At 63.5% G+C, this 12,207-nt stretch carries 12 protein-coding genes and 2 pseudogenes; 7 read left to right on the top strand and 7 right to left on the bottom strand.

The window, feature by feature from the left end; genetic code table 11:
• Positions 1-4: 4 nt before the first annotated feature.
• The 7 genes and pseudogenes from ONR75_RS21090 to ONR75_RS21060 form a co-directional block, all read right to left on the bottom strand.
• A complete protein-coding gene (locus ONR75_RS21090) occupies positions 5-1,213 on the bottom strand; it encodes a beta-ketoacyl-ACP synthase (protein ID WP_265078970.1) in 1,209 nt (402 codons plus the stop codon).
• Positions 1,206-1,679, bottom strand: coding sequence for a 3-hydroxyacyl-ACP dehydratase FabZ family protein (locus tag ONR75_RS21085; RefSeq protein WP_265078969.1), 474 nt, complete (start codon positions 1,677-1,679; stop codon positions 1,206-1,208). The genes ONR75_RS21090 and ONR75_RS21085 overlap by 8 nt, the downstream gene beginning before the upstream one ends.
• 9 nt (positions 1,680-1,688) lie before the next feature.
• Positions 1,689-1,970, bottom strand: a complete 282-nt coding sequence (locus ONR75_RS21080; RefSeq protein ID WP_265078968.1) for an acyl carrier protein — start codon at positions 1,968-1,970, stop codon at positions 1,689-1,691.
• 186 nt (positions 1,971-2,156) lie between these two features.
• Positions 2,157-2,498, bottom strand: coding sequence for a hypothetical protein (locus ONR75_RS21075; RefSeq protein WP_265083752.1), 342 nt, complete (start codon positions 2,496-2,498; stop codon positions 2,157-2,159).
• Positions 2,499-2,591: 93 nt separating this feature from the next.
• Positions 2,592-3,081 (bottom strand): annotated as a pseudogene (locus ONR75_RS21070) (MgtC/SapB family protein).
• A gap of 45 nt (positions 3,082-3,126) precedes the next feature.
• Positions 3,127-3,243, bottom strand: a pseudogene (locus ONR75_RS21065) (alkylhydroperoxidase); the annotation flags it as partial.
• 254 nt (positions 3,244-3,497) lie between these two features.
• Positions 3,498-5,231 (bottom strand): ATP-binding protein, encoded by a 1,734-nt coding sequence (locus ONR75_RS21060; protein ID WP_413776530.1) that lies wholly within the window; start codon positions 5,229-5,231, stop codon positions 3,498-3,500.
• 401 nt (positions 5,232-5,632) lie between these two features.
• On the opposite strand from ONR75_RS21060, the gene ONR75_RS21055 reads away from it, so the two are divergent.
• From ONR75_RS21055 to ONR75_RS21025, 7 genes are all read left to right on the top strand, one after another.
• Positions 5,633-6,529 (top strand): LysR family transcriptional regulator, encoded by an 897-nt coding sequence (locus ONR75_RS21055; RefSeq protein ID WP_265078966.1) that lies wholly within the window; start codon positions 5,633-5,635, stop codon positions 6,527-6,529.
• Positions 6,530-6,712: 183 nt separating this feature from the next.
• Entirely contained in the window at positions 6,713-7,717 is a 1,005-nt protein-coding gene (locus ONR75_RS21050; RefSeq protein WP_265078965.1) for a Bug family tripartite tricarboxylate transporter substrate binding protein, read from the top strand.
• A gap of 36 nt (positions 7,718-7,753) precedes the next feature.
• A complete protein-coding gene (locus tag ONR75_RS21045; RefSeq protein ID WP_265078964.1) occupies positions 7,754-8,629 on the top strand; it encodes an amidohydrolase family protein in 876 nt (291 codons plus the stop codon).
• Between the two features lie 12 nt (positions 8,630-8,641).
• Positions 8,642-9,364, top strand: a complete 723-nt coding sequence (locus ONR75_RS21040) for a PIG-L deacetylase family protein (RefSeq protein ID WP_265078963.1) — start codon at positions 8,642-8,644, stop codon at positions 9,362-9,364.
• Positions 9,361-10,053, top strand: a complete 693-nt coding sequence (locus ONR75_RS21035) for a 4-carboxy-4-hydroxy-2-oxoadipate aldolase/oxaloacetate decarboxylase (protein ID WP_265078962.1) — start codon at positions 9,361-9,363, stop codon at positions 10,051-10,053. Before ONR75_RS21040 ends, ONR75_RS21035 begins: the two co-directional genes overlap by 4 nt.
• Before the next feature lie 9 nt (positions 10,054-10,062).
• On the top strand, positions 10,063-10,914 hold the full coding sequence (locus ONR75_RS21030) for a phosphate/phosphite/phosphonate ABC transporter substrate-binding protein (protein WP_265078961.1): 852 nt from the start codon (positions 10,063-10,065) through the stop codon (positions 10,912-10,914).
• Positions 10,915-11,080: 166 nt separating this feature from the next.
• A complete protein-coding gene (locus tag ONR75_RS21025; protein ID WP_265078960.1) occupies positions 11,081-12,040 on the top strand; it encodes a catechol 2,3-dioxygenase in 960 nt (319 codons plus the stop codon).
• The last annotated feature ends 167 nt before the right edge of the window (positions 12,041-12,207 follow it).

The following is a 12,207-nucleotide window of genomic DNA, read 5'->3' as shown; positions in this document are numbered from 1 at the left end:
GCGATTAATTGATGGCTTCGACCAGCGCCATGCCTTCGCCGCGCCAGTGGCCGGCGCCGATCACCACAATCTGGGTGGGCGGCTTCGACATTGCAATCTCGAGGCCGGTGGAATCGTTCGGTGGAAACAGCGCACCGCGCGAGATCGCCAGCGCCGCCAGCCCGAGCCCGAGCGGAAACTGCGTCTCCAGCGTATGGCCGAACAGCGTGCCGGTGCCGCGAACGGGAACGCCGGGATGCTCATGCAGGAAGTTGCGCTCTTCCGAGGTCACGGGCTCCGCGCCCGTTGCGCCGGTGATTATGGCGGCATCGTCCTTGATCGTGCCGAGCTTGCCCCACAGCGTCTCCAGCGAGGCCGTGACTTCGCCTGGATGCTTGCGGCGGGCATGATCGGCGACCACGTTGGTGAGCCGCGCAAACGGCTTCGCGCCGCGCGCCTCGGCGTGGGCCCTCGACTCGATCACCAGGAAGGCGCCGCCCGAGCCCAGCGCGAAGCCGCTGTTCTTCTCGCGCGCCCACACCGTCTCGAACTTGTTCTTCAGGTTGAAGTCGGCAAACTCGTACAGCAGCAGCAGATCCTTGCGCTCGCCGTTATGCGCCGCGCCGATCAGCGCGATGTCGCTCTGGCCGGCCGCGATGCGTGCCAGCGCAATGCGCACTGCGTCGACGCCGGCAGCTTCCTCGCCCATGAAGGTGCGCGACGAACCGGTGACGCCGTGCACGATGGCGATGTTACCGGCCAGCAGGTTCGACAACTGGGCGAGAAACAGCGTGGGGCGCAGGTCGTTCAGCAGCCGCTCGTTGAGAAAGCCCGGGGCTGAGGCGCCATGCGCCTCGGAATTGAGGATGCCGGAATCGACCGCGAGATCGCGTTCGCCGCCGCCGGCGGCGACGATCATGTCCATCTTCGACAGGATGTCCTTGTTGCCCTTGAGGCCAGCGGATTCCAGCGCGAGGCCGGCGGCATAGGTGCCGATGCGCTGCCAGGCTTCCATCTGCCGCTGATCGCCCTTCTTCGGGATCTGCGAGTCGAAGGACACCGGGGCCAGCGGATGGACGATGTAGGGCGCAAAGCCCGTCTCATCGACATTGATACGCTTGTCGTTGAGCGCGTCCCAATGGGCGTCCGGACCTTCGCCGAGCGAGGTCGCGAGGCCGATGCCGGTGATCCAGGCTTCCACCGGTGTGGAGGTTGCCGATTTCGTGTCAGCCATTAGCCATTGCCTCGTGAGGGAAGTTGATCCGCTTGGCCATGGTTTCCATATGCCCGCGCAGGTCCGGATGCGGGAAGGGGACGATTCGGAACGTCAGCGTGGCGTTGCAGGTAGTCTTGCCGGCGACAGTGATCTTCACATCGGTCATAGCGAAGCCGGAGCCGTCATGCGCCATCGTGGCGTCGATCTTCAGTGTCTCACCCGGCGTGATGAAACTCCGCATCTTGGCTTCCTTCACGGCGGCCAGGAACGGCATGCGCTCGAACTTGTTCAGCGCAATCAACAGCCAGCCGGAGGTCTGCGCCATCGCCTCGATCAGCAACACGCCGGGCATCAGCGGATAGCCCGGAAAGTGGCCCTCGAAGATCGTGCTGGTCTGCGGCACGATCGCTTCGACCGTAATCCGGCGCGCGCCTGTGTCGAGGTCGGTGATGCGGTCGATGAGGTGAAAATATTCGAGGTTCATGGCGGGGCGTTACGCGCCCTTGGCCGCGACCAATTCGTCGATGCGGGCGCTCAGGTTCTTCAGGACAAAATACTGCTCGGTGGTCGCCTTGCCGTCATTGACTTCCTGGGTCCATTTTTCCAGCGGCAGCTTGATGCCGAAGGCCTTGTCGATGGCAAAGGCAATATCGAGGAAGTCCAGGCTGTCGATGCCCAGATCGTCAATCGCATGGCTTTCCGGTGTGATCGTGTCGCGAGGGATGTCGCAGGTTTCAGCGATGATCGTGGCAACCTGCTCGAATGTGGAGGACATCGTTAAGCCTTTGATATATTGAAGATAAATGTCGGGGCGACGCGGAAAGAGGGGCTCGGCCCCGAAACGCCCTGTCCGCCGTAAGGAGTCGTTTGCCCGTATAACGGAGGGACGCCCCCAGTTCAATGGCAGTTGAGCACCCGCTCACCAGCCAGTTCCACCCAGCGGACTATTATCCCGCACGTCTCACGGTGGCGTCGAGGCAATATGGGCGCAGTCCCGGCGTCCCATCAGCACGCAATCCTGGGTCTTGCGCAGGTCGGCGATACTGATGGCCAGCCAGATCCCGATGCCGGTGAGCGCCGCGGTCAGGGCGAACGCCGCCGTATTGGCCAGCATCCGGTGGCGAAAATCGTCCGGCTCGTCGCGATCCTGCCGATAGCGCGCAAGGTCGTCGTGCTCGGACGACAAAGGGGCGCGATGAGAATGACTGCTGGGAATCGGTGATGCATGCGCAGAGGATCGCGGCACAAATTTGAGCACGCGATGCTCGTCCTGCTCCCTGATGATCGGCTTCTGGGTCTTCATCATCGCCCGATGGCCTGCTCAGCCACTGTTATCTTCGAATTTTAGCACGCCGGCCCCGCGGGACACAAACAGAGTTCGCATGGCACGAATGCTCTACGGAAGTGGCTGCGGTCCGGCGTCCGGCGATGGGGCCGGCTGGTTGGTGGGGGCGCCTTGATCGGCTTTGCCGCCCAGCGCCCGGTGCAGCCACCGTTCGGTGGGGCCGCCGGCCACCAGAATGATGAAGGTGATGGCCAGGGCAATGGCGACGATGTGCCATTGGCCTGCGCCGCACAGGATGCCGACGCAGGCGGTCAGCCAGGTGCAGGCCGCACTGGTCAGCCCGCGAGATCCGGGCATGCGCGCCGGCGTGATAGATCACGCCGGCGCCGAGAAAGCCGATGCCAGTGAGAATGCCCTGGACGACGCGGCTGGTGGCATCGGTGAAGCGGCCGGGATCCCCGGTGGGATCCGACAGCATCACGATCATGGCGGTGGCGAGGCTGACCAGCGATAGCGTCCGCAGGCCAATCGGCTTGCCATGCAGATCGCGGTTGAGACCGATGGCGCCGCCTGCCAGCGCGGCGACGCCAAGACGCAGCATGATTTCCGGCCAGTCGTGCAATGCGATACTCCCCGGTGCGCGGCGCTACTTCGGCAGCCGGCCCATCATGTCAAATTCGACGTTCGGCTTCATGTCTATGACATTGGCCATCCGGTTGGACAGCGCGAAGAATGCGGCGATCGCGGTGATGTCCCAGATGTCGCCGGGCAGGGTGTCGAGTGCAGGGACAGGAAAGCGCGTGGGCAGTGTCATCGGCTGGGTCCGTCCGGCGCGCCGTGCGCAGGCGGCGAACATAGGCGATGAGCGCGCGGGGGAGAAGTAGCTGGGTGTACTTAGAGGCGGCGGCGCTCGTCGGGTGAGGGGACTATCGTGCAAAACACTGGCAGCCCCTCACCCGGAGCCGAGCTGACGCTCGGCTTCGACCTCTCCCCGCGAAAGGGCAGGGAGAGGTGAAGTCAGCGCAGCGGCTTCTTCAGCAGCGAGAAGCGGTCGGGGTCGAGGCCCAGCGACGGCTGCAGCATCGGTGCTTCGCCGGATCGTGCGACGGGACGCTCGGTGAAGCCCGGATCGTTCGGCACATCGCGATGCGATGTCGCTCCGCGCCAGCGCTCCAGCACGGCGCCGACGAAATGCATGTCGTGCCCAGCTGCGACGGACGGCACGGTCGAAATGGTTGCCTCCGATCGCGGCAACTGATGCGCCGGCACTTCCTTGAAGCGTAGTCGTGTCGGCAGGGCGACGCCTTCGCCGAATGCCAGCACTTCACGGGTGCCGAGCGAGGGCACGAAGGACAGCAAGTTGGCGGCAGCATCGGAGACGGCCGAGCGCAGCAGCGCCTGGTCGCGATCATTGGCAAGGCGCATGGCGAACAGGGTGTTGCACTGGGAAATGATGGTGGCGTCGAGTTCTGCTGGGCGCTGCGTCACGAGGCCGAGATAGACGCCGTATTTCCGGCCTTCCTTGGCGATGCGCGAGACCGCCTTGCGGGTGGGGCCAAAGCCGATGTTGCGGTCGGCAGAGGCGTAGCGATGCGCTTCTTCGCAGACGAACAGCAGCGGCGAGACGCCGTCGCTCCACAGCCCGAAATCGAACGCCATCCGGCACAGGACCGACACCACGGAGTCGACGACCTCGGCCGGGAAGCCGGCGAGCTGCATGATGGTCATCGGCTTGCCGTTGGCGGGCAGGCGGAATAGATAGGAGATCACCTCCGCCATGGTGTCGCCGCCGACGTTGGCGTTGTCGAACATGAAGGCGTAGCGCGGATCGTTGCGGACGGTCTCAATCCGCGAAATCAGCTTGTGATAGATGATGCGCGACGAGCGGTTTTCGAGCTTGCCCATGCGCTCGTCGATCAGCGAGATCAGGTCGACCAGCCGATAGGGGACCGGCGTGTCGACGGTATAGCCGATCGTCTTCGGATCGATGCGCTTCAATCCGATCCGGTCGGCGTTCTGGTACTGGGTATAGACCCCCTTGGCGATCGGGATCACCTCGCTGAGGATTTCCAGCTCTTCCGGCACGCCGGGGCGGCCGGCGAACAGTACGTCGACGATTTCCTCAAAATTGAACAGCCAGAACGGTAGCTTCAGGTTGCGCGGATTGAGCACCAGCGCGCGGTCGCCGAAGCAGCGGCCGTATTCGTTGTGGACGTCGAGCAGGAAGATGCGCAGGTTCGGGCGCACCTTGAGGATCTCATTGAGCAGCAGCGAGACGCCTGATGATTTGCCGACGCCGGTCGAGCCAAGCACGGCGAAATGCTTGCTGAGCATCTCCTCGACATCGATATAGGCGATGACCGAGCTGTCCTGTTGCAGCGTGCCGACATTGATCTGGTCGGAGCCGGTCGGCGCATAGACCGTGCGGAGTTCCTGGTTGGTGATCAACTCGACGGGATCGCCGATGGTCGGGTAATTGGTGACACCGCGCTGGAACTTGGGGCGCGCAGGCCCGCCGATGATTTCGCCGAGCAGGTCGACCGACGCGCTGGCGATATAGAGGTCGGAGGTCGGCAGGTTCTCGCACGAGACTTCGGTGATCATGGCGATGATCGTCGAATTGGCGCAGCGAATGCTGACGAAGCGGCCGACGGTGCCGCGGGCCTCCGCTGGCGCCAACTGGCTGGACGCCAACAGTCCGACCCGGGCGAGGGAACCACGGACTGAGATGATGCGTCCAAACGACGCCATGGAGTTCGTATCGGTCATGTCTGATTTGCTCGTCGCGTCCCGGGTGAGGAAGACTATGCAGGCGGGAATTGCACAAACAGTTAAGTCGGCATGCGTTCCCGAAGTCCGCTTCGCAGCGCTACGCCTGCAAAGCGGTATATCAGTGCCGATTTTTCGCGCGAACAACGTTTCGACGTCGGCCCATATGCCGGTGTTAATGTGCCGTTAACCGTCACGGCACGCGGCTTGTCTGCGTCCCCCTGGAATCCGGGCCGCGACGCACCCGGCCAGGCGCGGCGTCCTCTTGCTGCACGCAAAGACTTGGCGGGCCTCAGGAATGGTCTGTTTCCGCATCTTGCAACCCGGCGCGCCAAGGCGGTAACTGCAGGCAGGTGCAGCAGATCGGCACCGGTGGACAGGTCATGCGCATCGATTTTCTGGGGCTGCAGGCATTTCTGAGTATCGCCGAGCGCGGCAGCTTTTCCCGTGCTGCGGCGCATCTGAACCTGTCGCAGACAGCGCTCAGCCACCGCATCAAGAAGCTGGAAGAGGACCTCGGTCTTCAGTTGCTTGCCCGCACCACGCGCCAGGTCGCGCTGACTCCCGCCGGGCTCGACCTGCTGCCGACGGCGCGAAAGATCATCGGCGAGTTGTCCGATGCCGTGGACCTGCTGCGCGAGCGCGGCCGCGCGCGTCAGGAGCGCATCACGCTCGGCTGCCTGCCGACCATCGCCGCCCACCACCTGCCGCGCGTGTTGCGCGAGTTCAACGCGCTCCACCCCGGCATCTCGATCAAGGTCCACGACAATTCGGCATCGGAAATTGCGACGCTGGTGCAATCCGGCCAGGCCGAGTTCGGGGTCACGATCATCGCCATGAACATCTGGGATCTCGCGGTCACGCCGCTGATCAAGGAGCGCTTCGTGCTGCTGTGCACCAAAGACAGCGAATTTGCCAAACGGCGCTTCGTGGCGTGGTCGAACCTGCAGGAGACGCCGCTGATCCGGATCAGTCCGCAGGCCGGCAACCGCGCCTTGATCGATGACGCGCTCGGGCGCCGGCGCGACACGCTGAACTGGCGTTACGAGGTCCAGCACCTGCAAACCGCCGTCGGCATGGTGCTGGAGAAACTGGGCGTGGCCGTGGTGCCGAACATCGCCGTGGAGACCCAGGGCAAAGAGGGGCTGGTCGCGCTGCCGCTGCGCAATCCCAGCGTCAGCCGTACCGTCGGCATTGTCGTGAAGCGGGGATTGCCGGTCAGCAAACCGGCCCAGGCGTTGATCGACATGATCCGGAAGCACTTCCTGGCGCTGGGCTAGAGCAGGCCTGCGATATATGCAGTTCTTTGTCTGATTGTGCCAAAAGTCTCATTTGTTTCATATATCGGTATTGGGTAATTGCGGATCACGGTCGCCGGCGCCTGCTTTCGGGAGGGGCTTGGGTGTCCGTCAAAAATCAAGGGTCGACGCACAATGCGTCGTTGCAGGGCGGACAATATGCGAATGCAATTTCAGATCAGACAGAATGGACCAGGGCGCGGCTTCTGGCGCAACCTCGTTGTACTCGCGGTCGCCGTTCTTGGCTTTGCCGCCTCCGCGCAGGCGCAATCGCCCTATCCCTCCCGTCCCATTCGCGTGATCGTGCCGTTCGCCGCCGGCGGCGTCGCCGACATCACCATCCGGATCGTGACCGAGAGCCTCGGCACCAAGATGGGTCAGCGCTTCATCATCGAAAACATGGGCGGGGCAGGTGGCGTCGCAGCGGCCCGCGCGGTGCTGTCCAACGCCGCCGATGGTTACACGCTGGCGCTGCTCAGCAACGGCACGGCGGTCAGTGTGCCGCTGTTCAAGAGCCTGCCATTCGATCCGGTGAAGGATTTCGCGCCGATCTCCAGCATCGGCTTTTTCGACTTCGTCGTCGGCACCAATGCGGAGTCGCCGTACAAGACGCTTCCCGAAATGATCAAGTTCGCGCGGGACAATCCGGGCAAGCTCAATGTCGGCACCATCACCGTGGGCAGCACCCAGAACCTGTCCGCTGCCTTGCTGAAATCGGTGGCCGGCGTCGATTTCCAGATCGTGCCCTATCGCGGCACGCCTGAAGTGATCGTCGGGCTGCTGCGCAAGGATATCGATGTCATGATCGACAATTATGTCGGCATAAAATCGGCCCTGTCCGATCAGAAGATCAGCGCCATCGCCACCACCGGCGAGACGCGCTCGGTGATCCTCAAGGACGTCCCGACGGTCGCCGAGGGCGGCGTGAAGGGGTATGACGTGGTGTCGTGGAACGCACTGTTTGCGCCCGCCGGCACGCCGCCCGAGGTCATTGCCAGCCTCAATGCCGGCCTGCGCGAGGTGCTGGCACAGCCCGACGTCAAGCAGAAGCTGCTCGATCTCGGCATCGAGGCACGCGCCGGTTCTCCGGAAGAGCTGAAGGCCCGTCTCGTCGATGACATCGCCAAGTGGACCAAGGTGATCGACCAGGCCGGGATTCCCAAACAATAGCGCGGCCGCCACTTCCGACTTTCAAGCCGACAGGACATGATGACAAAACCAACCGTTCCCGGACCCGACCCCCACACCCGCACGCCAAAATTCAAGCTGCCGCCGCTGGCCTGCGACGCGCACACCCACATCTTCGGTCCCGGCAGCAAATATCCCTATGTCGGCTCCTACATTCCGCCGGACGCGCCGCTGGAGGACTTCGTCAAGCTGCACAAGGTGCTCGGCATCGGCCGCGCAGTGATCGTCAATGCCAGCGTGCACGGCACCGACAACAGCGTTGCGCTGGATGCGATCAAGGTCAGCGAAGGCCGTTTTCGCGCGGTCGCCAATCTCGATGGTGCCATCACTGAAAAAGGCCTTCAGGAGTTGCATGACGGCGGCTTCCGCGGCTGTCGCTTCAACTTCGTGCGGCACCTTGGCGGCACGCCGGATATGAAGGTGTTTCATCGCATCGTCGACATGGTCGCGGCGTTGAACTGGCACATTGATCTGCACTTCGATGCGATCGATCTGCCGGATTATGCCGACCTGCTCGCAAAACTGTCGGTGCGCTACACCATCGACCACATGGGCCGCGTCAAGGCTGCCGACGGGCTCGATCAGCTGCCGTTCCGGACCCTGATCGAGCTGATGCAGCGCGACGAGAAGTGCTGGGTCAAGGTGTCCGGCTGCGAGCGGGTGACGTCGATGGGGCCGCCCTTCACCGACGCCGTGCCCTTCGCGAAGAAGATCTGCGAGACCGCACCCGACCGCGTGATCTGGGGCACCGACTGGCCGCATCCCAATGTCAAGGCGATGCCCAATGACGGCGACCTGGTCGACCTGATCCCGCTGTTCGCGCCGGATCCCGCCATTCAACAGAAGATCCTTGTCGATAACCCCGCGCGGTTGTTCGACTTCGATAGCAAGTAAAGGACGACTCTCATGTCGAAGCCAAAAACAGGCCTGGTGGTCTCGGCGCATCCCGGCGATTTCGTCTGGCGCGCCGGTGGCGCCATCGCGCTGCATGCCAAGAAGGGTTACAAGGTCAAGATCGTCTGCCTCGCTTATGGCGAACGCGGCGAGTCGCAGTTTGCCTGGAAGCAGGAAGGCATGACGCTGGCCAAGGTCAAGGCCGGACGTCGCGACGAGGCCGAGCGCGCTGCGGCCTCGCTCGGCGCCGAGATCGAGTTCTTCGACGCCGGCGACTATCCCTTGCATCTGACGGAGGCGCACAAGGAGCGGCTGATCGATATCTACCGCGAATTGAACCCGAGCTTCGTGCTGACGCATTCGCTCGAAGATCCCTACAACGTCGATCACCCGGCTGCGACCGCGGCCGCCCAGGAAGCCCGCATCATCGCCCAGGCCATGGGCCACAAGCCGGAGGCCGAATACAGCTACTCGGCGCCGCCGGTATTCCTGTTCGAACCGCATCAGCCGGAGATGTGCAACTTCAAGCCGCAGGTGATCCTCAACATCGACGAGGTCTGGGACATCAAGCGCAAGACCTTTGAAATCCTCGCCGCGCAAAAACATCTGTGGGCCTATTACGAGCGCGTCGCGCTGCAGCGCGGCATGCAGGGCGGGCGCAACACCGGTGCGGCCATGACCTATGGCGAAGCCTATCAGCGCCTGTTCCCGATGACCCTGGAGGTGCTGGCATGAAACCCGTCGTCGTCCAGAACATCCAGCGGGCCGATGCCGATGTGGTCAAGCGCCTCGGCGCGCTCGGCGTCTCCACCTCCCACGAGGCCTATGGCCGCTTCGGCCTGATGAAGCCCTATATGCGCCCGGTGTGGTCCGGCGCGGAGGCTTCGGGCACCGCGGTGACCGTGCTGGCGCAGCCCGGCGACAACTGGATGCTGCATGTCGCCATCGAGCAGTGCCGCCCCGGCGACATGCTGGTCGTAGCCTGCACCACGGACAATACCGACGGCATGTTCGGCGACCTGCTGGCGACGTCGCTGAAGGCGCGCGGTGGCGTCGGCCTGATCATCGATGCCGGCTGCCGCGACATCAAGACCCTGCGCGAGATGGGCTTTCCGGTGTGGTCGAAGGCGATCTCCGCCAAGGGGACGGTGAAGGCCACGCTCGGCGCGGTCAATATTCCCGTGGTCTGCGCGGGCGCGCTGGTCAATCCCGGCGATGTCGTCGTCGCTGACGAGGACGGCGTGGTGGTGATCCCGCGCCAGGATGCCGCCGACGTTGCCGACAAGGCGGAAGCGCGCGCGGCGCTGGAGGAGGACAAGCGGCAGAAGCTGGCATCGGGCATTCTCGGCCTCGACATGTACAGCATGCGCGAGGGGCTCGCGAAGGCCGGCCTCGTCTATGTCGACAAACCGGAAGACGTGTAGGGCCATGCGATGATGAAGCTCCGCGTTCTGCTTGGGGACCACCCGCATACCGCGGCGCTGAAATCCGGCGCCATCGCATCCGATCTCGTCGAGATGGACTTCGCGCAATACACGCCGACCAACAAGGGCTTCAAGCCCATGGTCCGCGACGGCGCGTTCGACGTCTCCGAGCTGGCGATCGTCACCTTCCTGATGGCGAAAGCGCACAACAAGCCGATGGTGATGCTGCCGGATGTGATGATGGCGCGGTTTCAGCATTCCTATGCGGTGACCAACCCGGCGGCCGGCATCGCCACGCCCCGGGATCTCGAAGGCAAGCGCGTCGGCATCCGATCCTTCACCACCACGACCGGCGCCTGGCTGCGCGGCATCCTCGCCAACGACTATGGCGTCAACCTCGATGCCATCGACTGGATCACGTTCGAAGATCCCCATGTGGCCGAATATATCGACGCCACCACCAAGGCGCCGGCGGGCAAGCAGATCATGCAGATGCTGTTCGATGGCGAGCTCGATGCGGTGCTCGGCGAGAAGAGCGACGACCCACGGGTCAACCAGCTGTTTCCCGACGTCGCAACCGAGGAGAAAGCCTGGTTCGCCAGGCACGGCGTGGTGCCGGTCAACCATGTCACGGTAGTCAGCAGGGAGCTGTCCGACAACCATCCCGATATCGTCCGCGAGGTGCATCGCATGCTGCAGGAGAGCAGGGCGTCGGCTGCCGGCAAGTCACCGTCGTTCAACGACGCCGAGCTGACGCGCTCGATCGAACTGATCACAGAATATTCCGCACAGCAGGGGCTGATCCCCCGTGCCTATGCGATCGATGAACTCTACGACCATGTGACGAACGCGTTGAGATAAACTCCGTCACCCCTCATCCCAGCCGAAACGCAATTGCGTTTCGGCTGGAGGAGCGGCCTTTTTGGCCGCGTCTCGAAGGACGAGGTCTGTTCAGCCTCATGGCTCGAGACGCGCGAAGACGCGCTCCTCACTATGAGAAGACCGAGCGAAATCTGGAGGAAAAACCATGACCCCCGAACCGATCTTCGATCTCGCCCATCTCGGCCATATGGAGATGCTGACGCCGAAGCCGGAGGAGAGCCTGAAGTTTTTCGTCGACGTGATGGGCATGACCGTGAGCGGCCAGAAGGGCGACTCGGTCTACCTGCGCGGCTGGGACGACTATGAGCGCTATTCGCTGAAGCTGACGGCATCGAAGACGTCGGGCATGGAGCATATGGCGCTGCGGGCGCGCAGCCCACAGGCGCTGGAACGCCGCGTGGCCGCGCTGAAGGGCTCGGAATTCGCCATCGGCTGGACCGACGGCGATCTCGGCCATGGCCCGGCCTATCGCTGCCGCGATCCCGATGGCCATATCGTCGAGTTGTACTACGAGACCGAATGGTACGAGGCGCCGCCGGAACTGAAGCCTGCGCTGAAGAACCAGGCGCAGCGGTTTCCGGCGCGTGGCTGCAATGTGCGGCGGCTCGACCATCTCAACTGCCTTGCCGTGGACATCAAGGCCAACCGGCTGTTCTTCGAAAACTATCTCGGCCTGCGGTTGACCGAGCAGATCGTGCTCAACGACGGCACCGAGGCGGCGATGTGGATGACCATGTCGAACAAGAGCTACGATTTTGCTTACTCGCGCGACCATCATGGCGTCCCGGGCCGATTTCACCACGTCACCTATGCGCTCGACAGCCGCGAAGACATTCTTCGCGCGGCAGATATCTTTCTTGAGGCCGGCGTGCACATCGAGACCGGCCCGCACAAGCACGCGATCCAGCAGACGTTCTTCCTCTATGTCTATGAACCCGGCGGCAACCGCGTCGAGGTCGCCAATGCCGGCGCGCGGCTGATCCTTGCGCCGGACTGGAAGCCGATCGTCTGGACCGAGGAAGAGCGCAAGAAGGGCCAGGCCTGGGGCCTCAAGACCATCGAGTCCTTCCACACCCACGGCACGCCGCCGGTGGAGCACAAGTAGCACTCTACGCCGTCGTTGCGCGATCGGGCTGTGTGACAGCCATGCAACTATCCGATGACAGCCCCCGCGGCAGACCGCCGGGCTGAAAATGTCTTCGCGCGCACTCGTCCTCGCAAAAATGCGCACAGATGCGCATCAGGCCGATTTGATCTGACAAGTCGCTAGGC

The organism is Rhodopseudomonas sp. P2A-2r, assembly GCF_026015985.1.
In the GTDB taxonomy this organism is placed as follows: Bacteria; Pseudomonadota; Alphaproteobacteria; order Rhizobiales; family Xanthobacteraceae; genus Tardiphaga.
Note: the sequence above shows the minus strand (reverse complement) of the source record. Positions and strands in the feature narration are given on the sequence as shown.

Bases quoted from the DNA above. Each gene is read 5' to 3' on its own strand.
- ONR75_RS21090 (WP_265078970.1), bottom strand. From the start codon at position 1,213: ATGGCTGACACGAAATCGGCAACCTCCACACCGGTGGAAGCCTGGATC.
- ONR75_RS21085 (WP_265078969.1), bottom strand. From the start codon at position 1,679: ATGAACCTCGAATATTTTCACCTCATCGACCGCATCACCGACCTCGAC.
- ONR75_RS21080 (WP_265078968.1), bottom strand. From the start codon at position 1,970: ATGTCCTCCACATTCGAGCAGGTTGCCACGATCATCGCTGAAACCTGC.
- ONR75_RS21075 (WP_265083752.1), bottom strand. From the start codon at position 2,498: ATGAAGACCCAGAAGCCGATCATCAGGGAGCAGGACGAGCATCGCGTG.
- ONR75_RS21060 (WP_413776530.1), bottom strand. From the start codon at position 5,231: ATGGCGTCGTTTGGACGCATCATCTCAGTCCGTGGTTCCCTCGCCCGG.
- ONR75_RS21055 (WP_265078966.1), top strand. From the start codon at position 5,633: ATGCGCATCGATTTTCTGGGGCTGCAGGCATTTCTGAGTATCGCCGAG.
- ONR75_RS21050 (WP_265078965.1), top strand. From the start codon at position 6,713: ATGCAATTTCAGATCAGACAGAATGGACCAGGGCGCGGCTTCTGGCGC.
- ONR75_RS21045 (WP_265078964.1), top strand. From the start codon at position 7,754: ATGATGACAAAACCAACCGTTCCCGGACCCGACCCCCACACCCGCACG.
- ONR75_RS21040 (WP_265078963.1), top strand. From the start codon at position 8,642: ATGTCGAAGCCAAAAACAGGCCTGGTGGTCTCGGCGCATCCCGGCGAT.
- ONR75_RS21035 (WP_265078962.1), top strand. From the start codon at position 9,361: ATGAAACCCGTCGTCGTCCAGAACATCCAGCGGGCCGATGCCGATGTG.
- ONR75_RS21030 (WP_265078961.1), top strand. From the start codon at position 10,063: ATGATGAAGCTCCGCGTTCTGCTTGGGGACCACCCGCATACCGCGGCG.
- ONR75_RS21025 (WP_265078960.1), top strand. From the start codon at position 11,081: ATGACCCCCGAACCGATCTTCGATCTCGCCCATCTCGGCCATATGGAG.